This window comes from Marinobacter sp. Hex_13 (assembly GCF_001566815.1).
GTDB classification, from domain to species: domain Bacteria; phylum Pseudomonadota; class Gammaproteobacteria; order Pseudomonadales; family Oleiphilaceae; genus Marinobacter; species Marinobacter salarius.
Map to the genome: position 1 here is coordinate 1 of NZ_LSMM01000076.1, position 23636 is coordinate 23636.

General features: G+C 58.5%; 22 protein-coding genes. 6 read left to right on the forward strand and 16 right to left on the reverse strand.

Annotated features, from left to right (window positions below):
* The 4 genes from AXW11_RS18090 to AXW11_RS18105 form a co-directional block, all read left to right on the forward strand.
* Positions 1–190 (forward strand): hypothetical protein (locus AXW11_RS18090; protein WP_286792534.1); only part of this gene is annotated, 190 nt, incomplete at its 5' end.
* Positions 191–287: 97 nt separating this feature from the next.
* Positions 288–1082 (forward strand): type IV toxin-antitoxin system AbiEi family antitoxin, encoded by a 795-nt coding sequence (locus AXW11_RS18095; RefSeq protein ID WP_091641589.1) that lies wholly within the window; start codon positions 288–290, stop codon positions 1080–1082.
* Positions 1075–1989 (forward strand): nucleotidyl transferase AbiEii/AbiGii toxin family protein, encoded by a 915-nt coding sequence (locus tag AXW11_RS18100; RefSeq protein ID WP_091641587.1) that lies wholly within the window; start codon positions 1075–1077, stop codon positions 1987–1989. Before AXW11_RS18095 ends, AXW11_RS18100 begins: the two co-directional genes overlap by 8 nt.
* Before the next feature lie 52 nt (positions 1990–2041).
* The gene (locus tag AXW11_RS18105; protein WP_091641584.1) at positions 2042–2536 is read left to right on the forward strand and encodes a gamma-glutamylcyclotransferase family protein; all 495 of its coding nucleotides are present in this window, start codon (positions 2042–2044) and stop codon (positions 2534–2536) included.
* Positions 2537–2549: 13 nt separating this feature from the next.
* Here the strand turns inward: AXW11_RS18105 and AXW11_RS18110 are convergent, their stop codons facing one another.
* Positions 2550–3833 carry an NAD(P)/FAD-dependent oxidoreductase gene (locus tag AXW11_RS18110; RefSeq protein ID WP_041333646.1) on the reverse strand — a complete coding sequence of 428 codons (1284 nt, stop codon included), beginning with the start codon at positions 3831–3833 and terminating at the stop codon, positions 2550–2552.
* Between the two features lie 194 nt (positions 3834–4027).
* Here AXW11_RS18110 and AXW11_RS18115 point away from each other — a divergent pair, with 194 nt between their 5' ends.
* Positions 4028–5557, forward strand: a complete 1530-nt coding sequence (locus AXW11_RS18115) for an aldehyde dehydrogenase (RefSeq protein WP_041333643.1) — start codon at positions 4028–4030, stop codon at positions 5555–5557.
* A 52-nt stretch (positions 5558–5609) separates the two neighbouring features.
* On the opposite strand, the gene AXW11_RS18120 is transcribed toward AXW11_RS18115, so the two are convergent.
* Together AXW11_RS18120 and AXW11_RS18125 are read right to left on the reverse strand one after the other, a co-directional pair.
* Positions 5610–6974, reverse strand: coding sequence for a glutamine synthetase family protein (locus AXW11_RS18120; protein ID WP_041333641.1), 1365 nt, complete (start codon positions 6972–6974; stop codon positions 5610–5612).
* Between the two features lie 120 nt (positions 6975–7094).
* The gene (locus AXW11_RS18125) at positions 7095–8159 is read right to left on the reverse strand and encodes an endonuclease/exonuclease/phosphatase family protein (protein WP_091641582.1); all 1065 of its coding nucleotides are present in this window, start codon (positions 8157–8159) and stop codon (positions 7095–7097) included.
* Positions 8160–8317: 158 nt separating this feature from the next.
* On the opposite strand from AXW11_RS18125, the gene AXW11_RS18130 reads away from it, so the two are divergent.
* Positions 8318–10270, forward strand: a complete 1953-nt coding sequence (locus tag AXW11_RS18130; RefSeq protein ID WP_075195406.1) for a hypothetical protein — start codon at positions 8318–8320, stop codon at positions 10268–10270.
* Here the strand turns inward: AXW11_RS18130 and AXW11_RS18135 are convergent.
* From AXW11_RS18135 to AXW11_RS18195, 13 genes are all read right to left on the reverse strand, one after another.
* Positions 10267–11262, reverse strand: a complete 996-nt coding sequence (locus tag AXW11_RS18135) for a branched-chain amino acid ABC transporter permease (RefSeq protein ID WP_041333636.1) — start codon at positions 11260–11262, stop codon at positions 10267–10269. The two genes, AXW11_RS18130 and AXW11_RS18135, sit on opposite strands and share 4 nt — an antisense overlap.
* Before the next feature lie 2 nt (positions 11263–11264).
* The gene (locus AXW11_RS18140; protein WP_075195407.1) at positions 11265–12152 is read right to left on the reverse strand and encodes a branched-chain amino acid ABC transporter permease; all 888 of its coding nucleotides are present in this window, start codon (positions 12150–12152) and stop codon (positions 11265–11267) included.
* Between the two features lie 114 nt (positions 12153–12266).
* Complete coding sequence (locus AXW11_RS18145; RefSeq protein ID WP_075195408.1) at positions 12267–13481, reverse strand: ABC transporter substrate-binding protein; 1215 nt, start codon at positions 13479–13481, stop codon at positions 12267–12269.
* A 92-nt stretch (positions 13482–13573) separates the two neighbouring features.
* On the reverse strand, positions 13574–14296 hold the full coding sequence (locus tag AXW11_RS18150) for an ABC transporter ATP-binding protein (RefSeq protein ID WP_036202479.1): 723 nt from the start codon (positions 14294–14296) through the stop codon (positions 13574–13576).
* On the reverse strand, positions 14293–15069 hold the full coding sequence (locus tag AXW11_RS18155; RefSeq protein WP_036202477.1) for an ABC transporter ATP-binding protein: 777 nt from the start codon (positions 15067–15069) through the stop codon (positions 14293–14295). The genes AXW11_RS18150 and AXW11_RS18155 overlap by 4 nt, the downstream gene beginning before the upstream one ends.
* A 70-nt stretch (positions 15070–15139) precedes the next feature.
* Positions 15140–15991: an alpha/beta fold hydrolase gene (locus AXW11_RS18160; RefSeq protein WP_228210261.1), complete on the reverse strand. Its 852-nt coding sequence runs from the start codon at positions 15989–15991 to the stop codon at positions 15140–15142.
* A complete protein-coding gene (locus tag AXW11_RS18165; protein ID WP_075195410.1) occupies positions 15954–16370 on the reverse strand; it encodes a PaaI family thioesterase in 417 nt (138 codons plus the stop codon). The genes AXW11_RS18160 and AXW11_RS18165 overlap by 38 nt, the downstream gene beginning before the upstream one ends.
* Positions 16367–18016 (reverse strand): AMP-binding protein, encoded by a 1650-nt coding sequence (locus AXW11_RS18170; RefSeq protein ID WP_075195411.1) that lies wholly within the window; start codon positions 18014–18016, stop codon positions 16367–16369. Before AXW11_RS18170 ends, AXW11_RS18165 begins: the two co-directional genes overlap by 4 nt.
* A gap of 158 nt (positions 18017–18174) precedes the next feature.
* On the reverse strand, positions 18175–19068 hold the full coding sequence (gene mmsB / locus AXW11_RS18175) for a 3-hydroxyisobutyrate dehydrogenase (RefSeq protein WP_075195556.1): 894 nt from the start codon (positions 19066–19068) through the stop codon (positions 18175–18177).
* 46 nt (positions 19069–19114) lie between these two features.
* On the reverse strand, positions 19115–20209 hold the full coding sequence (locus tag AXW11_RS18180) for an enoyl-CoA hydratase/isomerase family protein (protein WP_075195412.1): 1095 nt from the start codon (positions 20207–20209) through the stop codon (positions 19115–19117).
* A 39-nt stretch (positions 20210–20248) separates the two neighbouring features.
* Complete coding sequence (locus AXW11_RS18185; protein ID WP_036202464.1) at positions 20249–21028, reverse strand: enoyl-CoA hydratase; 780 nt, start codon at positions 21026–21028, stop codon at positions 20249–20251.
* Positions 21029–21063: 35 nt separating this feature from the next.
* Positions 21064–22230: an acyl-CoA dehydrogenase family protein gene (locus tag AXW11_RS18190; protein ID WP_041333630.1), complete on the reverse strand. Its 1167-nt coding sequence runs from the start codon at positions 22228–22230 to the stop codon at positions 21064–21066.
* Between the two features lie 9 nt (positions 22231–22239).
* A partial coding sequence (locus AXW11_RS18195) for a CoA-acylating methylmalonate-semialdehyde dehydrogenase (RefSeq protein WP_286792535.1) occupies positions 22240–23636 on the reverse strand: 1397 nt, incomplete at its 5' end.

The following is a 23636-nucleotide window of genomic DNA, read 5'->3' on the forward strand; positions in this document are numbered from 1 at the left end:
GGTCTACCTGCACCCGGTTGATTTCATCGATTTCCAGGCTGTAGCGGCTGAACTGGTATTCCGGCCGGTGATTCCACACATGGGTGGGGGTCGGGCGTGTGGGGAGAATACAGGCTTGAAAGTAAGAAGTGCTGCGATCATCCTGCCGACCCAGGAGTTTAAATTTTTAATTTTCTACGGCAATAAATGACGCAAAATTCTGCTTATTTAAACCTTGAGGTCCTCGCTGGTTTACGTATTATAAATAATACGGTAGTTATTGCCGTGTTATTAGAGATTTTAAAACCATGCTTAATAAGAAAGCACGTGAACAGCTAAGAAGGCTTCTGCCTATCTCCATGGTGGCCACCAAGCAGTGGCTGCTCGATCAGGGCTTGAACCTGCATTTTGTGGACAACGCCGTACGTAGCCGGACACTAATCCCTATTACAACGGGTGTTTATACGCTTTACGAGCAGCCCATTCGCTGGCCGGGCATCGTCGCCTCCCTACAAAGAATGTTAGGCAAGCCCATCCACGTAGGCGGGTTAACGGCCTTACATCTCGCCGGATATAGCCACTTTTTGTCCTTTAGCGCGGAAGAAAGGATTGAACTCTACTCTGAGTCTCCTTTGCCCGGATGGCTCCGCAGAGTTCCGATTGATGTGGTCTTTGATCGTTGCAGCACTACGCGCCTATGGCCTGAATCCGTGATGACAAATCCAAGATACCTTCGCGCATTTGACTGGCAAGAAGGGCTACCTCCCGTCTCGTATTCCTGTCCGGAGAAAGCCATGCTGGAAGTGCTGACAAAAGTGCCTTCAGCAGTCAGTTTCGAGCATGCGGACTCATTGATGCAGGGGCTATCCAACCTTTCTCCACGAAAATTGAATGCACTTATGGAAGCTTGCCTCAGTATCAAGACGAAACGTTTATTTTTATGGCTGTCAGAGAGGCAGAACCACCCCTGGTTCAAATACCTTGAGCCGGAAAAATATGATCTTGGCGCAGGCAAGCGGGTTATAGCCGAGGAGGGCAGGCTAAACAAGAAATGGTCAATCACGGTGCCAAGGGAGATGCAGGGAGACAATGGGCATGGATAGGCGACTCCAGTATCAAAACCAGGTCAAACTTCTACTACAACTTGTACCCTTTGTAGCAAAACACCAATGTTTCGCGTTAAAGGGCGGAACCGCCATCAATCTGTTTATCAGGAATTTCCCTCGCCTTTCAGTCGACATTGACTTGGTCTTTCTTCCAATGATGGAGCGCCAGGATGCGCTAGATACAATCAGAAAAAACCTCTCTGAATTAGCTGAATCGATTCGTTACGGAATTAGGGGTACAAGCGTTATCGAATCATTCCAAAACAAGGGCGATGCTCTACGGCTTACCGTCGGCAAAGATGGAGCCCAGATCAAAATTGAGCTGTCACCAGTGCTACGGGGGACTGTTTACGCCCCTACCGTTATCCCCGTCAGCAAAGACGTCGAAGAAGAATTCGGGTACGCGGAAATTCAGGTAGTTGATTTCGCAGACCTCTACGCAGGGAAAATATGTGCGGCATTGGATCGTCAACACCCTCGGGACCTATTCGATGTGAAAATGCTGCTTGACAACGAAGGGCTTACCGAAAACCTGCGGAAGGCACTGCTGGTCTATATCATCAGCCACAACAGGCCCATTTCAGAACTGTTGAGGCCGCACTTCAAGGACATTGCGGGCCTGTATGAGGGCGAATTCCAAAGTATGGCGCATATAGAAGTGCCACTGTCAGAGCTGGAAACAACTCGTGAGAACCTTGTTGATCTGGTTAACTCGTCAATAACGAAACAAGAGCGGCAATTCTTGCTAACGTTCAAGCGATGCTCTCCGGAGTGGGCTCTGTTAGGCCTGGAAGATGTTGAACGCCTACCGGCGGTGCGATGGAAATTGCGAAATCTCAAGAAAATGAGCGCGGCTAACCATGCTGATGCCCTAAACAATCTTGAACGCATCCTTCAGAATTAAGCCCAATCCGGCTTAACAAAACTGAACCCCTATCTGACCACCAGGCAACCCCATGCTCTGCTTCTGCTACGGCTCCAACATGTCACACCGAAGACTTAGGGCACGAGTGCCCTCTGCCAGGTTCGTGGCCGTGACAGAACTCCCCGCTCATCGGCTCCGCTTCCATAAATCTGCCGGGGACGGTTCGGCCAAATGCAACGCGGAGGACACCGGCCATTCGGGAGACCGGGTGATGGGTGTAGTCTACGAGATTGCCGATGCAGAAAAGTCCGACCTGGACCGACATGAAGCTCTGGGGTTTGGCTACGATGAGAAGCAGGTTGAGCTGAAAACCGAACAAGGCACCCTGCGCGCCTGGATGTATTATGCCACCCGCATCAACAACTCACTTAAACCCTTCCACTGGTACAAGGACCACGTGCTCATCGGCGCCCGGGAAAACGGCTTGCCGGCGGACTACATTACGCAGATCGAAGCCGTGGAGTCCATTGATGACCCCAAACCAGAGCGGCACGCCCGGGAGCTGTCGATTTACAGCAACACATAGGCTGCCGGCTTCCTTACACCCCCAACCGATCCCGCAACGCGTAATACCAGGCCCCTACTGCCGTCAAAGGTACCCGAAACGCCCGCCCTCCCGGAAACGGGTAATGCGGCAGGCTGGCGAAGGCGTCGAAACGTTCGGCCTGGCCCTGGATGGCGATTGCCAACGCCTTGCCCGCAACATGGGTAAAGGTTACGCCATGGCCGGAGCAGCCCTGGGAATAAAACACGTTGTTCTGCAGCCGGCCCATTTGCGGCAGGCGTGACAGGGTGAGCAGGAAGTTGCCGGTCCAGGCGTAGTCGATCTTCACATCGGCCAGCTGCGGGAACGTTTTCAGCATATTGGGGCGAATCAGCCGTTCAATGTTGGCCGGGTCGCGGGCGCCATAGACCACGCCACCGCCGTAGATCAGGCGTTTGTCGCCAGACAGGCGGAAGTAATCCAACAGGTAGTTGCAGTCTTCCACACAGTTGTCTTGTGGCAGCAGGCGTTTAGCGACCTCATCATCAAGCGGCTCGGTGGCGATGATCTGGGAGCCGCAGGGCATGGACTTGGCGCCCAGTTCCGGCACCAGTCCGCCGAGATAGGCATTGCCCGCCAGCACCACAAACGCTGCCCGCACTTCGCCTTGATCGGTTTTCACCGTGGCAGGTTGGCCATGAACAATGTCAGTAACGGCTGAATGTTCGTGGATCACGCCACCGAGAGATTCCAGGGCAGCCGCCTCGCCCAGGGCCAGGTTCAGGGGATGGATGTGGCCGCCGGTGTGATCAATCGCACCGCCGACATAGCGCTCGGTGCCAACCCGGGCACGAATTCCTTCCCGGTCCAGCAGTTCCAGATTCCCGTACCCGAACCGCCGCCAGAGTGCCTGTTGATCCTCCAGATGGCTGAGCTGCCGTGCGTTCAGGGCCGCGAAAATGCCACCCTCTTTAAGGTCGCACTGGATGCCGTAATCCCGCACCCGTTGACGGATGATCTGGCTGCCTTCAAACGCCATGGACGCCAAGTGGGTCAGGTGATCCGCTGTGGTCTGGCGTTCGATTGCGTCGAGGTCACGGCTGAAGCTGTTGACGATCTGCCCGCCATTGCGGCCGGAGGCACCCCAGCCCACGGTGGCCGCTTCCAGAACCACCACCCGGAAACCGGCTTCAGCCAGGAAGAGCGCCGTGGACAACCCGCTGTAGCCGGCACCAACCACGCATACATCGGCCTCGCAAGCGCCTTGGAGCACCGGCCGTGTAGGGGCCGGATTGGCCGATGCCGCGTAATAGGATGGAACCGGGGAATGCTGGGTCATGGAGTTGTGCCAAATGGGTTATCAAAAAGGGTTCTTTGGCAGGCAATGAAAAGGGCAATCCTGTTGCCCGCCGAACTCAGTCTATGCCGGCTTTCAGCCCACGGGAAGACACGTTCTTGTACCTATATGGAAGGCCGTCGACGCGGCTCAAACACCTGCTATGATGACGCCATTCCTTTGCCTTCGAGGCCGCCATGTCTGACCCTGTATCCACCAATGCCATTTCCGGAACACCCACTAGCCAGCCCGAGTGGCAGGCAATGGCCGACACCCTCGCCATAGAGGGCCGCGCCTATGTAAAGGGCAGTTATCGCTGGGCGGTAAACGGTGAAACCTTTCCGTCGATCAGCCCGGTAAACGGCCGCGAACTGGCCCAAGTGGCCAGTTGCGACAAAGCCGATGCGGACAAAGCCGTAGCCATCGCCCGAAAAGTCTTTGAGCGCGGCGACTGGCGTGAGCTGGCCCCGGCCAAACGCAAAGCTGTGCTGATTCGCTTTGCGGAATTGATCGAAGCCCACGGCGACGAACTGGCCCTGCTGGATACCCTGGATATGGGCAAACCCATCAGCCATGCCCGTACGGTGGACGTACCGGCCACCGCCCGCGCCATACGCTGGACCGCCGAAGCCATCGACAAGGTGTATGGGGAACTCGCCCCCACGCCCCATAACCAGATCGGCATGATTTCCCGGGAGCCTATGGGTGTGGTGGCCGCCATCGTGCCCTGGAACTTCCCGATGATCATGGCGGCCTGGAAAATCGCGCCGGCGCTGGCCACCGGGAACTCAGTGATCCTCAAACCCTCGGAAAAATCGCCGCTCACAGCCATTCGCCTGGCGGCACTGGCCACCGAAGCCGGCATACCCGACGGCGTGTTCAACGTACTCCCCGGTTTCGGCCATACCGTGGGTAAGGCCCTGGCCTTGCACATGGACGTGGACTGCTTGGTGTTCACCGGTTCCACCAACGTGGCCAAGCAACTGATGGTCTACGCCGGCCAGTCCAACATGAAACGGGTGTGGCTGGAGGCCGGCGGCAAGAGCCCCAACATCGTGTTTGCGGATGCCCCGGACCTGAAAAAAGCCGCCGCCGAAGCCGCCAGCGCCATTGCCTTCAACCAGGGCGAAGTCTGCACCGCCGGTAGCCGTTTGCTGGTGGCGGAAAGCATCCGCACCGAATTCGTTGGGCTGATCCGCGAGGCCCTGAAAACCTGGCGCCCCGGCCATCCACTGGACCCGGCAACCACCTGCGGCGCCATCGTCGACCAGGCTCAGCTTGATCGCATCATCGACTACATCGGCATTGGCCAGTCGGAAGGGGCAACACTGGTGGAAGGCGGTCAACGAGTGATGGCAGAGACCGGAGGTCTGTTCGTGCAACCCACGGTGTTCGATGGCGTGAACAACCGCATGCGCATTGCCTCGGAGGAAATCTTCGGGCCGGTGCTCTCGGTGATCGGTTTCACCACCGCCGAGGAGGCCATTGAGATTGCCAACGATTCCATCTATGGGCTCGCAGCCGCCGTGTGGACCTCCAATATCAACACCGCCCACAAAGTGGCCAAGGCACTGCGGGCCGGCAGCGTGTGGATCAACCACTACGACGGTGGCGACATGACTGCACCGTTCGGCGGTTTCAAGCAGTCCGGCAACGGGCGCGACAAGTCCCTGCATGCATTCGATAAATACACGGAACTGAAGGCCACCTGGCTGGTGCTTGAATAGTTCCCACGAAAAACGGCGCCCTGTGGCGCCGTTATCGGATGACGGGAAGCCATTAAACCGTATGCAGGTACCAGAGATATTCGAGATCTGAGATGGTCATTTCGAACTCGTTCAGTTCGTGCTCCTTGCAGGCGACGAACACATCCAGAAATTCCCTTCCCAGATAGTCCGCCATCACCGGCGACTGACCGAGCTCCCGCAACGCATCCCGCAGGTTATTCACCAGACTGGCTTCGTGCTGTTCGTGGGCATTGCCCACGGTCACCGGCGGTGGCTCGATGCGGTTGGAAATACCGTAGTGAATGCCCGCCAACACCGCCGCCATCAGCAGATACGGGTTGGCATCAGCACCCGCAACGCGGTGCTCAATCCTCAGCGCCTCGGGATCTCCACCCGGCAGTCGCAGGCTGGCCGTGCGGTTATCCACACCCCAGGTCGCCGCACTGGGCACGTAATACTCCGGGCTGAACCGGCGGTAAGAGTTGATGTTGGGGCAGAACAACGCCATGGCGTCGTTCATGGTGGCCACCAGCCCACCAACGGCCCAGCGCAGCATGTCGTTGGGCTCCTCGGCATCGCCGGCAAATACATTGCGCCCTTCCCCATCAACCAGGCTGACATGCAGGTGCATGCCGCTACCCGCCTGGTTGTGGTAGGGCTTGGCCATGAAGGTGGTGTCCATCTCATGGTCGTAGGCCATGTTCTTGATCAGGCGCTTGAGCAGGGTGGCGTGGTCACAGGCCTGCACGGCGTCATCCACGTAATGCAGGTTCACCTCAAACTGGCCAGGGGCGGATTCCGCCACCAGGGCATCCGCCGGCAATTCCTGTTCATGGGCCGCATCAAGCACATCCGCCAGGAATTCCGCGTATTCATCCAGGTCGTCGATGGAATAGGCCTGGGTGCCCGCCGGGCGCTTGCCGGAAATGGGCGACTTGGGAGGCTGGGGTCGGCCGGCGAGGTTTTCCTGGTCGATCAGGTAGAACTCCAGCTCATAGGCCGCCACCGGCGTCAGGCCCAGTTCTTCAAACCGCTTGACGATGTTCTGCAGCACCACGCGCGGGTCCGCAAAAAAGGGCGTCTCACGATCCAGCTCATACATGGTCAGCAGCAGTTGGCCAGTGGGCCGCTTCTGCCAGGGTTCCATGGTGAGCGTACCGTCGATGGGCAGGCACACACGGTCCGCCTCGCCGATATCCAGGCCCAGACCGGTCTCTTCCACGGTAGTGCCCTGGATATTCAGGGCAAAGATGGACGCCGGCATCGCGATGCCCCGCTCAAACACCTTGGGCAGGGTTGAAGGGTCCACGCGTTTACCGCGGACAATGCCGTTCATATCCGGGATCAGCAGGTCAATAAACTGCAGTTCGGGGTGTGCCTGAAGGAATGCGTCAGCGCTCGCAAAACCAGAACCCATAAGGTCAGCCTTTCAAAACTCAAACAGGCCTGTGGCGAGGGGCCGGCACAGGAGATTTTCAAGGCTCCTTTATCCTGCTTTCCGGGGCAATTTGCAAGATAGGGACATACCACAGCGCGCCTAGTCATCCTGATCCCGAATCTTGCCTTCGCGAATGTTCTCACGGGCTTCCTGGTGCTCGTCGCGGTCCGCTTCCGGAGCTTCGTGCTCATCTGCTCTTGAAGGGCGGAAGCACAGCGTGGTCAGTATCGGGAAGTGGTCGGAACCAAAGGGGGCGAGCCGTTCAATTCTGCCCAGCGTAAAATGCTCGGTGGTGAAGACGTGGTCCAGCGGCCAGCGCAGGTACCAGCGTTCGGCGTGAAAGCTGTTGAACATGCCCCGCCCCCGACGCGGGTCCAGCATGCCGCTGACGCGGCAAAACAGCCGCGTGGTGCGGGACCAGGCCACATCGTTCAGGTCACCGGCGACAATGGCGGGGTAACCATCTTTATGAATCTGTTGGCCGATCAGTAACAGTTCAGCATCCCGCCACAGGGACTCCTCACTTTCACTGGGTGCCGGTGGGCGCGGATGCACGGCGTGCAGTTTCACACGATCACCCGAGGGTAACCTCAGCCAGCCGTGGATCGAAGGGATATCATCCTGAATCAGGTAGCTCACCTGAGCCTCGTCCAACGGCAGCCTCGAATACAGATGCATGCCATAGAGGTTGTCCAGCGGCACGCGGATAATGGTCGGCCAGTCACCAAAAGCCGCATCCAGCTGATCGCCCCACCACTGATCCGATTCCAGAGTCAGCAACACATCTGGCCGGTGTTCCTGGACCTGGCGAATCAGACCCTCGCTGTTGCGGTTGGGCGTCAGTACGTTGGCAATCATCAATGTGACACAGCGGTCTTCCTGGCCGGACTCCGCTGATTGCACCTGCAGGGGCCATAAGCGTGTCCACGGCAAAATGCGATACAGCTGCAACGCAAGCACCACCACCAATATCGCAAGCACCCACTTTTGCAGGCCATCGTTCTCCAGCCATAGCGCTGCGAACGCCACCAATACCGCCAGGCTGACAATCTGAACACGGGGGAACTCACAGGCACGGATCCACCAGTCATGAAGGCGCACTTTGCCGAGGACGGTCACCGCGAGCAGGGCGATGGCCAATGTCAGCAGGGTATAGTCGATCAAACAGGCCTCCGAGACAGAGTCGTATATCTGTACCTACACCATAAACGATTGACACAACTTCTGCTGGACGACCTGATCATCGCCAGCTTTGTCTCTGGCCCGGGGCCGACTACACTGCGAGTGACGGAGCGAGGAAAAACGAAAAAAGGAGTTAACCCTTGGATCTTGCCCAGGCTTCATTACAATTCGATGCCGCTCTGGCAGACTTTGCCCGCGCCCGCAGCGCGTCACCACAAGCCTCCAGCCTGGGGCTGCTGGAGCGTGCGCGCCTTCTAATGACGCTGCCGGGAGGTTTCGATGTCCTGTACCGTCGGGTTCGCGCTCTGGAATCCGCCGGTATATTCGGCACCAGTGACTGGTCTAAACCTGCCACCCTGCAACCTGCCCTGGCCAAGCACTCACTGCGGGAAGCCGGTGCGGTTACCACCGTTGTCGAGGCGATCAGCGAAATACGGCTGCTGGCGGTGGTGCGCGGTGACTATTTTCACCCTGGCATTTCCTCCGAGCAGGCCCGGCATTTCCTCACCCAGGTGATGGCCCTGAACCTGGACCTGCTGTCTGGCACTCTCACCGAAGCCGATCGCGAACGGCCCAAGCAACTCGGCCCCCTGGTGCTGGGGCTATACCAATACCTGATATCCCACCTTGGCTACGAGAACCTGTTGGACAGCCTGGTGGCTGAGGTGTGGCGGCTACTGGAACAAGGCCCTGTGCAGGTGGACAGCATCTGCGACATGATTGGCCAGATCGCCAAATGCCTGTACGACCCGGAACTGAAAACCACCGGCACGGCCGACGCCACCCGGCTGGTACGGGCCCTGTTCGCACCCACACCCGGCAGCCGCGAAGACCCCGGATTGGACGTTTACCAGCTACGCCTGACCCAGATGGACGACGTTGAACTGTCCGCGGAAGCCAGCGAGTTCGCCCGCAACATGCACGACACCGGGCTTGCGTCCCCTTATCATGCCGTGTTCTTACGGTTCCTTCGTACGAGTGGCGAGGACGAACTTATCCCCACGGCCCTGGGCCTGACAATGACCGGGCTGGATGACCTCTACTGCTACAACCAGCTTGTAGATGCCTTGATTGATGAAGCCATCCATCCGGAAACCTGTCAGGCGGTCTACGGGCTGACCATGATGCTGGAGCGGGGTTCGCTGTTCACCCCACCGGTCGCCCAGGCACTGTGGCGGCAGATCAAGCTTAAATTATCGGCGGAAACCGAGCAGGCTCTGTCAGAAGCGTTCGGCGATGAGGTTCCACCAAGAGTGTTCCTGCTGGCCGGCGTGCTCAACCTTCTGGGCCAGCCACTGGGCGTGGGCCAGGGCAACAACCCCAGTTGCCAGTCTGCCATAGGATTGTCCATGTGGGCGGCCAACGAGGCTGATTACCTGCTGCAGGTACTCACCTGGGCAGCCCGCGACAACGAGGTACTGAGTCGGTTTGAAGGCTGGGAAGTATCGTCCAAGAACCTGGAGCCGGGTCTGGTCAAGGACACCCCGGTGGATGTGGACCCGGTGTCACTGATACTGATTCCCCACCTGGACCGGATATACGGTGAGATGTGGCGGCGCTGCGAAGACCGTAACGACGACGCCCACCGCTGGATCAACCCGGAGTTCTATGGCTGGTGGGTCAGCCACGGCTTCAAGGTGGTGGCCGATATCCATACTGGGGAAGTCACCGACTACGACGATTTCATCCGGCACTTCTACGCCAGCTATCACCCCTACTACAACGGCAACATTCCGGTGATTCACCACCAGCCTGCCGGCATCGCCGTTACCGACAGCGCCGCCCGCTTCGTCGGCCGACATGCCATTACTATCCTGCGAGTGGCCCTGAGCCCCAGAAACGAAATGCGGGTGTACTTCTTCAACCCCAATAACGACAGCGGCCAGGACTGGGGCCAGGGCATCACCTGCTCAACCCGGGGAAATGGAGAGATTCGGGGTGAGGCGTCCCTGCCCGTGGCGGAATTCACGTCCCGCCTCTATGTGTTTCACTACGACACCCTGGAACTGGGCGACCTGACAGCCATACCCGAGGCCGAAGTGGCCCGGGTCATGGCGTTGGGGTATGGCAGTTGGGCGGCCAGCGACGATTAACTCATGTTCTTGCGCATGAAGTTCTGGATCTCACCCACAATACCCGAGCGGAAGGCCATCACCGTCAGCACGAAGATACCGCCAAGAATGGGATCTACCCAGTCACCCAGCGGCCCCTGGGCCAGCTGATATTCCAGGTTCACCACGAAAGTGGCACCGACCACCGGGCCCAGCAACGTGCCGGTACCACCCAACAGAGTCATCAGGATGACTTCGCCGGACATGTGCCAATGAGCGTCGTTGAGAGACGCAAGCTGGAACACCACGGTTTTCACCGATCCGGCCAGGCCGGCCAGGCCTGCAGAGATCACGAATGCGAGGAGCTTGTAGCGATCCACGTTGTAGCCAAGGGACACCGCCCTGGGCTCGTTCTGCTTGATCGCCTTGAGCACCTGCCCGAAGGGCGAGCCGACAATGCGCTGCACCGCCAGATAGCCTCCGAGGAAGACCGCCAGCACGAAATAGTACATGGCGTAGTTGTTACTCAGGTCAACAAAGCCGAACAGGTGGCCGCGGGGTACGCCGTGCATACCGTCCTCACCACCGGTAAACGGGGCCTGTACGAAGAAGAAGTAGACCAGTTGCGCCAACGCCAGGGTGATCATCGCGAAATAGATTCCCTGGCGGCGAATGGCCACAACCCCGAAGCCGAGCCCCAACACCGTTGCCGCCGCTGTGCCCACCAGAATCCCCATTTCGGTCGTCAGACCGGAGAAATTCGAGAGCAGGTAACCGGTGGTGTATGAGCCCGCCGCCAGGAACGCAGCGTGCCCGAAAGACAGCAGGCCGGTGTAACCCAGCAGGAGGTTGAACGCCACTGCGAACAGGGCGAAGCACAGGATTTTCATCAGGAACACGGGGTACATCACCGCCGGTGCCAATAGGAGCAGCGCCAGCAGCACAAGATTCAAAATCTGCTTCTTGCGTTGCTCGGATTTCTGCTGCTGAATAATGCTTTGCTGGATATCTGTCTGCGTGGTTGCGTTCGCCATGACTATGCCTCCTTACCAAACAGGCCCGACGGGCGAATCAACAGAACAACCACCATCACCAGGAAGATCACGGCTGCCGACCCTTCCGGGTAGAACACTTTGGTGAACCCTTCTACTACCCCCATCATCAGGCCGGTAACGACGGCTCCGGCGATAGAACCCATGCCGCCGATGACGACCACAGCAAACACCACGATGAGTATGTTGGAGCCCATTACCGGCGATACCGAATATATGGGTGCGGCAAGCGCACCGGCGAAGGCGGCGAGCATGACACCAAAACCGTAAGTGAGGCTGATCAGCAGTGGCACATTGATGCCAAACCCCTGCATCAGCTGGGAATCTTCCGTGCCGGCCCGCAGGTAGGAGCCAAGCCGGGTTTTCTCAATCATGAACCAGGTTGCGAAGCACACCAGCAAGGCAGCGACGATCACCCAGGCTCGATAGTAGGGAAGGAACATGAACCCGAGGTTCATACCACCTCTGAACACCTCCGGCATGGAATAACGCAGGCCAGAAACGCCGTAAATATTGGTCAGAACACCTTGAAGGATCAGTGCAATCCCGAAGGTCAACAACAGGCTGTAGATGTGATCCTGGCCCGCGATGCGGCGCAACAGGAAGTACTCCAGCAGAATGCCGAAACAGCCAACAATCACGGGTGCGACGAAAAGCGCTACCCAGTAGTTGACTCCGAAGGCATCAAAAATCAGTACGGTACACATCGCACCGAGCATGTACATGGCACCGTGGGCGAAGTTGATGATTTTCAGCAGGCCAAATATTACCGCCAGGCCGAGGCTCAGCAGAGCGTAAAAGGCACCATTGATCACCCCGAGCATCAACTGGCCAGACAGCACGGCCACGGGGACTCCCAGAATCTCGGTCATGTTACAAACTCCAAAAGCAGCGCAACGGATCATTCACAAGTTGCGTGTCTGCAGGTCAGTGGCCGCCCCGCCAGCACTGCTGGATAGCGCGGGACGGCCCAGTCGGTCAGAACATCAGTTTTTGGTTACGAGCTTGCACTTGCTCTCAGACAGCGGGCGATAGGCCTCGTCCCCCGGGATGGTGCGTACGATGTCGTACAGGTCCCACTCGCTCTTGGACTCCTCGGGCGTTTTCACTTCCGCCAGGTACATGTCGTGAACCATACGGCCGTCCTCACGAATGATGCCGTTCTTGGCAAACATGTCGTTGATCGGCGTATCCATCATCTGCTTGCGTACCGTTTGGGCGGCATCCGAACCGGTGGCCTTCACAGCGTTCAGGTACTGCATGGTGCTGGAGTAGATACCGGCGTGAACCATGGTGGGACGAACGCCGGTTTTTTCCATGAAACGGTCAGACCAGGCACGGGTTTCGTCGTTCATGTCCCAGTACCAGCCGGTGGTGAGCTGGATACCCTGGGCAGACTGAGCACCCAGTGCGTGAACGTCGGTCAGGAACAACAACAGCGCCGCCAGGGTCTGGCCGGACTGGGTCAGGCCGAATTCACCGGCGGTAGTGATGGCATTGGTGGTGTCTGCACCGGCGTTTGCCAGGGCCACCACGTCAGCGCCTGAGGACTGCGCCTGCAGGATAAAGGACGAGAAGTCAGAGGTTGGGAAGGGATGACGCACTGCCTGCATCACTTCGCCGCCATTCTCTTCCACCACACGGGTTACGTCGCCTTCCAGGGCGTGACCGAAGGCATAGTCAGCGGTCAGGATAAACCAGCTCTTGCCACCTTCTTTAACCACCGCGCTTGCCGTACCGTTGGCCAGCGGATAGGTGTCATACACGTAGTGGATGTGGTTCGGCGTGCAGTGCTCGTTGGTAATACTGGACGCGGCAGAACCGGAGACGATACCCAGTTTGTCGTTTTCTTCCAGGATGTTGCTGACGGCAATGGTGACCGAGGAAGCAACCAGGCCGGCGATCAAATCAACGTTCTCGTTCTCCACCCAGCGCCGGGCAGTACTGGAGGCGGAATCCGGGCTGTTACGATCATCCGCGCTGACCACTTCGATCTTGGCGCCATTGACCGTGCCACCGAAGTCCGCGATGGCCATTTCCAGGGCTGTCTGGCCATTGGGGCCGGCCAGGTCACGATAGGTGCCGGACATGTCGGCCAGGTAACCGATTTTAACGGTGTTGTCGGATATCTCAGCCTGGGCAGCACCCACAAACATGGCTGATGCAATCGCTGATGTCAGAAGCTTTTTGGTGATTGTCATTGTTGTTTCTCCGCTACTGTCTTTGCGTTGGTTTTCGGGTTTCGTTCTTATTGCTCTTGTTGCACTCTTTATTTCACTCTCATCCCCAGGCCTTACACACCCAGGTACTTGTCCAGCATCGACTGCTTGGCCTCAAGCTCGTCGGCGCTGATCTCCTCCACAATCTGGCCGTGTTCCATCACATAGTGACGGTCCGCCAGGGGTGCGGCGAAATGGAAATTTTGCTCAACCAGGACAATGGTCAGGCCTTTTTCCTTCAGCTTGACCAACACCTCGCCCAGTGTTTCAACGATGACCGGAGCCAGGCCTTCGGTGATTTCATCCAGCAACAGCATGTTGGCGCCCGTTCTCAGAATCCGGGCCATGGCCAGCATCTGCTGCTCACCACCCGATAGTTTGGTGCCAGGGCTGGTACGGCGCTCGTACAGGTTGGGGAACATGGAGAAAATTTCCTCCAACCCCATGCCGCCACTTCGGACGACCGGCGGAAGCGTCAGGTTTTCCATGACATTGAGTCCGGAAAAAATGCCCCGGTGTTCGGGGCAATACCCTACTCCCAACCTTGCAATGTGGTGAGGCGCACACGTCATGGTCTCCTCACCGTTAATCATGATCGAGCCGGTGCGGCGGCCCACCATATTCATAATCGCTTTCAGGGTGGTGCTACGCCCGGCCCCGTTGCGGCCCAGAAGGGTGACCAGTTCCCCGCGCTGAACCTCCAGATCAATGCCATGGAGAATGTGGGACTCGCCATAGAACGCGTGAAGCCCGGAGATTCGTAGCTGTTCGTAATCTTTCGAGTGGGCCTGGGTCATTCCGCCGCCTCCTGCTTCTTGGTGGCCGTGCCACCCATATACACCTCACGCACACGGGGGTCATCGGACACCTGTTGGTAGTCGCCTTCGGTGAGCACGGCCCCCTGTGCCAGCACGGTGACCCGGTCGCACAGTTTGCTGACCACACCCAGGTTGTGTTCCACCATCAGCACCGTGCGGCCTTGAGCGGCCTTGCGCACCAGTTCAACGACCCGCTCCACGTCTTCACTGCCCATTCCCTGTGTGGGCTCATCCAGCAACAGCAGCTCCGGCTCCATGGCCAGAGTGGTGGCCAGTTCCAGGGCGCGTTTACGACCGTAGGCGAGTTCGACGGTGGTGGTATTGGCGAATTCAGTCAGCCCCACACTGTCCAGCAGTTCCATGCAACGCTCATTGAGCTTGTTCAGGGACTCGCCGGATTTCCAGAAGCGGAAGGAGTTTCCTTCAAAGCTCTGCAGAGCGACGCGAATGTTCTCGAGCGCCGTCATATGGGGGAAAACCGCAGAAATCTGAAAGGAACGGACCACCCCTTTGCGGGCAATGGCCGCCGATTTCATTGAAGTGATGTCCTCACCCTTGAACAGGATTTTGCCTCGGGTAGGAATCAGGAATTTGGTGAGCAGGTTGAATACCGTGGTCTTGCCCGCGCCATTAGGGCCGATCAGGGCATGTATGTGGCCACGCTGCACCTTCAGGTTAACGTCATCGACCGCCACAAAGCCCTTGAACTCTTTGACGAGGCTTTGGGTCTCCAGAACGAACGGGTCACTCATGAGCCATTCTACCTTTGTTATTGTTGTGCGTTTATACTGTGTACAGAGTAGATTGACGTCTACGTAAACGTCAACCGAAAATCGTACTTTTTTGGCCAATCGCCATTCGCAAAAAATCACTGACCAACGTCAGCGCCTGGGCAGGCTGCTGCAAGTGGGGCGAATGCCCCGTGCCAGCCATGAACACCGGTTCAGCCCGATGCCCGATACCCTCCACAATCCGGGTCACCTGCTCTGGAACGCCATATTCATCATCGTCCCCTTGAATGATCATAGCCGGGCAACGAATGGCGTCCAGCCAAGGGCCAAAGTCCATGGACTCTTGAAATCCCTCATCCAGCCAGACGTCCTGCCAGGCGTAGAACAACGCATCAGTGCGTTCGCCGTGATGGCGCAGTAACTTCTCGCGAATACCTTCTTCCAGGTAGCGACGGCGCATGTCGCGGATACCAGCCAGGGTGAGGTGATCGGCCCAGGTATGGGCGGCCATGGTGACCAACCCTTTTACCCGCCCTTCCAACGCTGCTGCGGCAATCAGGGCAATGGAGCCGCCATCGCTGTGGCCCACCAGAATCACCTCATCAATCGCCAGCGCATCCAGCAGCCGGGGCAACCACACGGTGCCTTCCTGCTCCAGATAATCGTAGGGACGGGGCAACGGCTCGTCACTGGAGGCACCGTAACCACGGCGCTCATAAATCAGCGCATCGAGGCCCGTGACCTCCGCCAACTGGCGCGGGAACTGCTTCCACAAGGCAATGTTGCCCAGGGATTCATGCAGGAACACCAACACAGGCCCGGTACGGTCACCGTGGCTCAGGCGCTGGGCCTGAACCCTGACGCCCTCCCCCAGGGAAACCGAAAGATTGCTGACGTTCATGCCGTCACCGCTGCGCCGGAATCGCGTAGGTGATGGTGGCATGGGCAACCGGGTCTTCCAGGCCATCGGAGAGAATATAGACTTCACCCACCCCACTGGTCTTGCCGATTCTCAGCATGCTGGCCCGCGCCCGGATCGGGCTGTGGGCCACGGGCTTGCGCAGGAAGTTGATGTTGAGGTTACTGGTCACCGCCAGCGGCACCAGGCCGATTTTTCCCAGCAGGGCGGCATACAGGGCCACGTCCGCCAACGCCATCATGGCGGGGCCGGACACCGTGCCGCCGGGGCGCAGATGCTCTTCAGCAACCTCCAGCTTCATTTCGGCCCAACCGTCGCCCAGTTCCTGCAGGGTGCCGTAGCGGGCACCCTGGGGAAACTGCTCGGCGAGGAAGGCCTGCAGCTCCTCGAAGGTGACAATCATCCCTGTTTCTCTTCCTTCGCCTGGTTACGCAGAACAAAGCGCTGGATCTTGCCACTGGGGGTTTTCGGCAGCTCATCCACGAATTCAATTTCACGGGGATAGGCGTGAGCGGAAAGGCGATGGCGAACCAGCTCCTGCAGCTCGTCCTTCAGGGCATCTTCGCTTTCAGGCTCCTGGTCACCCTTGATAACCACATAAGCCTTGATAATAGAGCCCCGCTTTTCGTCGGGCTTCGCCACCACACCAGACTCGGCCACCGCCTTGTGCTCCAGCAGGGTGCTTTCCACATCGGCCGGGCCCACACGGTAACCAGCAGTGGTGATAATGTCATCGTCACGGCCGCTGAATGAGAAGCAGCCACCGCCATGATTCACCACCATATCGCCGGTGAGGTAGTAGCCATTCACGAACGGGTCTTTTTCGCCCCAGGTGTAGCCGTCGAAATGGAACAATGGCGAGGCGTTCACATCCACTGCCAACTGGCCGATCTCACCTTCGCCCACAACTTCATTCTTTTCATTGAGGGCAACGACTTTGTGGCCAGGAGAGGAATAGCCCATGGAGCCCTGGCGCACTGGATGATCAAGGCCATGGAAGTTACAGCAGGTCATGCCGGTTTCGGTCTGGCCATAGTGGTCCTTGACCGGGCAGAAATGACGCCGCTCAATCCAGCTCACCACTTCCGGGTTCAGCGGCTCACCGGCACTGCTGGCCACCCGAAGGCCAAGATTCTCTCCTTCCGGAAGAACGTGGTCATTGGCTTTCAGCAACCGATAAGCAGTCGGGGCCGCCGCCAGGTTGGTGATCTTGTACTTGCGGATCATGTCGTAGGTGGTTTCCGGGGTAAACGCGCCCGGGTTGAAATGGGTGGCATGCCCCATCAGCAACGGGCCCACCACGGCGTAGTAAAGACCGTAGGCCCAGCCCGGATCAGCCACGTTCCAGAACACATCATCGTCCCGCAGGTCGATGGCATATTTCATGTACACGTAAAACGCCAGCAACGCCTTGGCAGGAACCGCAACACCCTTGGACTTACCAACCGTACCCGAGGTAAACATCTGCAGGAACGGATCACCACCCTTGATCAGTACCGGTTCAAACTGGCCAGACTGCTCTGCCAGTGTCTTTTCAAAGTCCGGGATATCGCCACTGACTTCGGCCGCGCTCACGCACACCACAGGTGCGCAGTCCTTGACCTCGGTAAGTTTCGGGTAGTTGACGGGGTCAGTGACCACCAGTTTGGTGCTGGCGCGCTCGAAACGATACTCGATGGCACCAGGGCCAAAGGCGGTGAACAGCGGCTGGTAAACGGCGCCAGCGCGAAGGGCGCCCGCGATGACAATCAACAACTCAGGGCTGCGAGGCAGCAGGGCGGCAACCCGGTCGCCCTTGCCGATACCGCGGGAGGTCAGGTAGTTCGCAAAACGGGCGGATTGTTCTTTCAGCTCGGCGAAGGTCAGCTTGCCGGAACCGCCGTCAGCTTTTTCGTAATAAAGCGCAACCCGTTGGGGGTCGTCTGCCCATTTGTCACAGATTTCCGTACAGACGTTCAGGCCATCGTTCAGGTTACCCTCCAGAATCTCGGCTTCGAGGCTGGCGGGGTCGAAATTGTCATAGACCGATTGGTAATCCGGGAGGCTCATAATCCAGTCCTTTTATTGTTGTGGCAAATTCTGAACTCAATGTGTATCACAGGCTATAGTTTACGTAAAGGTAAACTTAAAGCTAAAAATAAGCGCCTTCAAAACCCATCAGCATGAACGAAAAGCTCGGCCCAGATGGCCCTGAAGGCGCTGCCTGTTCAGCCCTGCTCGCGGTAATAGAACTTCTGTATGCTGGAGAAATCCAGCCCGCCATTACCCTCGTTGGCATGGAGCGCAAACAGGTTACGGGCCAACGACCCCATGGGGATGGGGGCCTGATTCTTGACCGCATTGTCGAAGGCCAGCCCCAGGTCCTTGTTCATCAGGTTCACCAGGAAACCGCCTTCGTAGTCACGGGACGCCGGAACACCCTCCATGACACCCGGCCAGGGGTTGTAGACGTTCAGCGCCCAGTTACCACCGGAACTCTGTTTCATGATTTCCGACAGTACCGCAGGGTCCAGGCCGTTCTTCACGCCCAGTGCCAATGCTTCGCTGGTACCGCTCATCAGGATGGCCAGCAGCATGTTGTTGCAGATCTTGGCAACCTGCCCGGAACCGTGGGGGCCAGCGTGGAAGATGTTCTTCCCCATACCTTCAAGAATGGGTTTGGCGCGCTCGAACGCGTCCGCCTCACCACCACAGATAAAGGTCAGCGTGCCCGCCTTGGCGCCACCAACACCGCCGGAGACCGGCGCATCCATAAAGGTGATACCGGCCGCCACAGCTGTTTCGGCCACACCTTTCGCGGTTTCCGGTGCGATGGTGGAGGAGTCGATCACCAATGTGGTGGACGGCAGGTTTTTCAGCAGGCCGTTGTCGCCCAGATAAACCGCTTCCACGTGCTGGCCCGCAGGCAGCATGGAAATCACCACCTCGGCACCCTCCACTGCTTCCTGAATCGTCGCTGCAGATTTCGCACCTTCGCTGGTGAGCGCCTTGACCGCCTCGGAAGACAGATCAAACACCGTCAGGTCGTGTCCCGCCTTAACGAGGTTGGCGGCCATGGGGCCACCCATGTTGCCAAGACCGATAAATGTGATAGTCGCCATATTGTTGTTCTCCATTTTTGATCAGTGTTGGTCTGTTCGGTTTTGTTCAGGGCTCGATAAAGAATCGGTCGATCCATTCCGGGTCCACGCTCTTCAGTGTCGGGAAATGCCAGCGTGGCTTCAGGTCCTTGTCGATCAACAGTGCCCGGACGCCCTCGGCAAACTCACCCATCTTCAGGCAGCGTTTCGATATTTGAAGCTCCTTGTCGAAAACCTGGGACAGGCTGTCGTGCAAGGTGTCGTGATAGTGTTGCCAGGTCAGAGTCAGGGACGCCGGCGACGCCGCCGCGACCGTCTTGACCGCCTTGATCAGCCAGGGATCTTCGCCGGCGTACTGGCTCAGGTTATCCACCACGTCCACCAGCGAATCGCCGTCGGTAAGGACCTGGATCACATCAAAGTGCTCGCGTACCACGGCCTGTGGCATTGCCTCGCGGGAGCCCTCCTCGAATCTGCGCAACACTTTGCTAACAGCGGCATGGGCGCCACCCTCAAGGCCGGCAAAGCCCGACTGCTGCAAGGCCTGCTTGACCTCCTCGCGCATGTCGTGGCGAATAAACCGATCGGCCAACCCGGTAAACAGCGCATCAGCGCCGTTCATCCGCGCCCCGGTCAGCCCCAGGAACAAACCGATCCGGCCCGGCATTTTGTTGAGGAACCAGCCAGCGCCGACATCCGGGTACAGGCCGATACTCACTTCCGGCATCGCCACACGTGAATGCTCCGTCACCACGCGGTGGGAGCCGCCAGACATCAGGCCGATGCCGCCGCCCATCACCACGCCATTGCCCCAGACAATAAAAGGCTTGGGATAGGTGTGAATCTGGTAGTCCAGTTCGTATTCGTCGGTGAAGAATCTATCCCCTTCACTGACGGCACGACTGTCAGAGCGCGGCTCTGTCATGTCGCGATACAGCGCCACAATGTCCCCGCCGGCGCACAGGGCCTTGTCGCCCTCGCCTTCCAGCCACACGGCGCCGATGGTGTCGTCCGCGGCCCACTGGTCCAGCTTTGCCTTCAACAGGTGGATCATCTCCAGCGACAATGCGTTCATGGCGCGCGGAGCGTTCAGCCGTGCCACACCAATGCGGCTACCGCCAGCGGCTTCCAGTTCCTCAAAAATGACTACTTGATCGCTCATACCATTCACTCAGTAATCCGGCCCGATTTATCGATGCTTTTAACGGTTTTTCCATTCCGGCGTGCGCTTTTCAAGGAACGCATTCACGCCTTCGCGCTGGTCTTCGGTGCTGAACAGTTCGATAAACAGTTCCCGCTCCATTCTCCAGCCATCGTCGTGACTGCGACCGTCACGGGCGCTCATCACCAGGGTCTTGCAGCGGGCAACAGACGACGGGCTCTGCTTGCCGGCCATCTCCGCCAGCTCCAGCGCCTTGTCGAGGGCTGCGCCCTGCGGCACCACTTCCTCCACCAGCCCGATGCTCAGGGCCTTGTCGGCCTTGATACGCTCACCACACAGGATCATGCGCTTGGCCCAGCCTTCGCCGACCAGCCAAGGCAGGTTCTGGGTGCCACCGGCACAGGGCAACAGGCCAACGGTGGCCTCTGGCAATGCCATCTGGGCATGCTCCTCGGCAATGCGGATGTCACAGGCCAGGGCACACTCCAGGCCACCCCCCATGGCATAGCCGTTCACGGCCGCAATTGACACGCCACGGAAGCGAACCAGGGCATCGAATGCCTGACCAAACGCCTGCGCCATGACACTGGCGTTACCAATGTCGCCATCGGCGAAGGCCTTGAGGTCGGCACCGGCAGAGAAAAACTTCTCGCCCTGGCCAGTGACCACCAGCGCAAAGATATTGCGATCAGCGTTGAGCGCCTCAATCGTCTCTTCCAGCGCCTTCAAAGACGCCTTGGTCCAGGTATTGGCCGGGGGGTTGTTAATGGTGATGATCGCGGTGTGGCCGCGCTTTTCCAGCTGAATCAGTTCGCTCATGTGAATTCTCGCCTTTTGTTAGTTGGCAGAAGCGTTTATTGAATAGCTTCAGCGACACCAGGCTCCAGTAGCCGGCGGGCTACGATCAGCCGCATGATTTCGTTGGTGCCTTCCAAAATCTGATGCACCCGCAGGTCGCGTACGTAGCGCTCCAGCGGATACTCGCGGATATAGCCGTAACCACCGTGGAGCTGAAGTGCTTCGTTGCACACCTCGAAACACGCATCGGTGGCGAAGCGTTTGGCCATGGCGCAATGCAGCGTGGCTTCGGTATCGCCCTGATCCAGCCGGTAGGCTGCCAGGCGAACCATCTGCCGTGCGGCTACCAGGTTGGTTGCCATGTCCGCCAGCTTGAACTGCAATGCCTGGAAGCCCGCCAGGGCCTGGCCGAACTGCTCGCGTTCGTGCATGTAATTGCGCGCGCGCAGCAGCGCCGCCTGGGCACCACCCATGGAGCAGGTGGCAATGTTAAGGCGCCCACCGTCCAGGCCTTTCATGGCGATCATGAAGCCCTGACCTTCTTCACCCAGCCGGTTATTGGCCGGCACGCGTACGTTCTCGAAGGTAATCTGGCGGGTGGGCTGGCTGTTCCAGCCCATTTTTTCCTCGGCCTTGCCGTAGTGGATGCCATCACTGTCAGCGGGCACCACAAACGCACTAATGCCCTTGGGACCACTGCCCGGCTCACCGGTACGAGCCATCACCACCAGCATCTGAGTGGCGCCAGCGCCGGAAATAAACACCTTGCTGCCATTCAGTACATAGCTGTCGCCGTCCCGTGTGGCCTTGGTGCGCAGGTTACCGGCGTCAGAGCCGGCACCCGGTTCCGTCAGGCAGTAGGAACCCAACCATTCACCACTGGCCATTTTCGGGGCGATCTGTTTCTGGATATCGGCATTGCCAAACTGCGCCACCATCCAGGTCGCCATGTTGTGGATGGTGATGTAGGCGGCCGTGGAAGGACAGGCAGCCGCCAGCTCTTCCACGATCACGCTGGTATCCAGCCGCGACAGCCCCATGCCGCCCTGGGCTTCCGGCGTGTAAATACCGCAAAAGCCCATCTCACCGGCCTCGCGAATCACTTCCACCGGGAACACATGCTCGGCATCCCATTTGGCAGCGTGAGGCGCCATGGCCTTCTCCGCGAAGGCCCTGGCGGCCTCGCGGAAGGCCAGCTGATCTTCAGTCAGATCAAAGTTCATGGGCTCCCCTTACCGCATGCGGATGGAGAAGTTGGTTTCAGCCACCGCATCGCTGCTGAACCAGCGACAGGTAATGGTCTTGGTCTCGGTGTAGAACTTCACCGCCTGCTTGCCGTAGGCGTGCTGGTCACCGTAGAAGGAGCCTTTCCAGCCAGTGAAGGAGAAGAACGGCAGGGGCACCGGAATGGGCACGTTGATACCCACCTGACCCACTTCGATCTCATGCTGATAGCGACGTGCTGCACCACCGGAGCTGGTGAAGATGGAAGTACCGTTACCGTAAGGACTGTCGTTTACCAGGTTGATGGCATCTTCCAGGGTGTCCACTTCCATGCAGGCCAGAACCGGGCCAAAGATCTCTTCCTTGTAGACATCCATCTCCGGCTTGACCCCGGCGAACAGCGTCGGCCCTACCCAGTTGCCGTCAGGCAGACCATCAACGGTGCAGTTGCGGCCATCCAGCAGCAGCTTGGCGCCTTCTTCCTCACCGCGGGTAATCAGCGATTCCACGCGCTGCTTCGCCTGCTTGCTGATAATCGGCCCATAATTGGCTCCCTTGTCGTTCCAGGCACCGGGTCTGACCGCAGCCAGGGCTTCCTTCACTTCCGGAATCCACTCCTGGGCCTCGCCCACGAACACGGCCACGGAAATCGCCATGCAACGCTGGCCGGCAGCACCAACCGATGCGCCTACCAGAGCTTTGACCACCTGATTCTTGTCCGCGTCCGGCAAGATCACCATGTGGTTCTTGGCGCCGGCGAAACTCTGTACACGCTTCATGTTACGGGTGCCGGTTTCGTAGATGTAACGGCCCACCGGTACGGAGCCAACGAAGGACACAGCCTTGATGGCCGGATCGGTCAGCAGCACGTCTACCTGTTCTTTACCGCCGTGGACAACCTGCAACACACCCTTGGGGGCGCCTGCTTCTTCAAACAGCTCCGCCAGACGCATCGGGGTCAGCGGGTCCTGCTCGGACGGCTTGAGAATGAAGGTGTTACCGGAGGCAATGGCCATCGGGAACATCCACAGCGGGATCATGGCCGGGAAGTTGAACGGCGTGATACCGGCACAGACACCCAGCGGCTGGGTGTAGGAATAGGTGTCGATCTCGCGGGCGACGTTCTCAACGGTTTCACCCATCATCAGCGAGGGGATGTTGGCTGCGTGCTCCACAACCTCGATACCACGCCATACGTCGCCTTTGGCATCCTCGAAGGTTTTGCCGGTTTCGCTGGACAGGATCTCGGCGATTTCATCATGGTGTTCTTTCAGCAGGGCCTGGTAACGCATCATCACCCGGGCGCGCTCGGAGACCGGGACCTCTTTCCAGGTCTTGAACACTTCGCCTGCGTTGTCGATAGCGCGACGCATCTCGGCGTCGGTGGTGCAGGGTGCACGGGCAA

Coding starts and splice junctions, on each gene's coding strand:
- AXW11_RS18180 (WP_075195412.1), bottom strand. CDS start 20,209: ATGAGCGATCAAGTAGTCATTTTTGAGGAACTGGAAGCCGCTGGCGGT.
- AXW11_RS18170 (WP_075195411.1), bottom strand. CDS start 18,016: ATGAGCCTCCCGGATTACCAATCGGTCTATGACAATTTCGACCCCGCC.
- AXW11_RS18150 (WP_036202479.1), bottom strand. CDS start 14,296: ATGACCCAGGCCCACTCGAAAGATTACGAACAGCTACGAATCTCCGGG.
- AXW11_RS18160 (WP_228210261.1), bottom strand. CDS start 15,991: ATGCCACCATCACCTACGCGATTCCGGCGCAGCGGTGACGGCATGAAC.
- AXW11_RS18185 (WP_036202464.1), bottom strand. CDS start 21,028: ATGAGCGAACTGATTCAGCTGGAAAAGCGCGGCCACACCGCGATCATC.
- mmsB (WP_075195556.1), bottom strand. CDS start 19,068: ATGGCGACTATCACATTTATCGGTCTTGGCAACATGGGTGGCCCCATG.
- AXW11_RS18145 (WP_075195408.1), bottom strand. CDS start 13,481: ATGACAATCACCAAAAAGCTTCTGACATCAGCGATTGCATCAGCCATG.
- AXW11_RS18115 (WP_041333643.1), top strand. CDS start 4,028: ATGTCTGACCCTGTATCCACCAATGCCATTTCCGGAACACCCACTAGC.
- AXW11_RS18190 (WP_041333630.1), bottom strand. CDS start 22,230: ATGAACTTTGATCTGACTGAAGATCAGCTGGCCTTCCGCGAGGCCGCC.
- AXW11_RS18095 (WP_091641589.1), top strand. CDS start 288: ATGCTTAATAAGAAAGCACGTGAACAGCTAAGAAGGCTTCTGCCTATC.
- AXW11_RS18140 (WP_075195407.1), bottom strand. CDS start 12,152: ATGACCGAGATTCTGGGAGTCCCCGTGGCCGTGCTGTCTGGCCAGTTG.
- AXW11_RS18165 (WP_075195410.1), bottom strand. CDS start 16,370: ATGATTGTCACCTTCGAGGAGCTGCAGGCCTTCCTCGCCGAGCAGTTT.
- AXW11_RS18105 (WP_091641584.1), top strand. CDS start 2,042: ATGCTCTGCTTCTGCTACGGCTCCAACATGTCACACCGAAGACTTAGG.
- AXW11_RS18135 (WP_041333636.1), bottom strand. CDS start 11,262: ATGGCGAACGCAACCACGCAGACAGATATCCAGCAAAGCATTATTCAG.
- AXW11_RS18120 (WP_041333641.1), bottom strand. CDS start 6,974: ATGGGTTCTGGTTTTGCGAGCGCTGACGCATTCCTTCAGGCACACCCC.
- AXW11_RS18100 (WP_091641587.1), top strand. CDS start 1,075: ATGGATAGGCGACTCCAGTATCAAAACCAGGTCAAACTTCTACTACAA.
- AXW11_RS18110 (WP_041333646.1), bottom strand. CDS start 3,833: ATGACCCAGCATTCCCCGGTTCCATCCTATTACGCGGCATCGGCCAAT.
- AXW11_RS18155 (WP_036202477.1), bottom strand. CDS start 15,069: ATGAGTGACCCGTTCGTTCTGGAGACCCAAAGCCTCGTCAAAGAGTTC.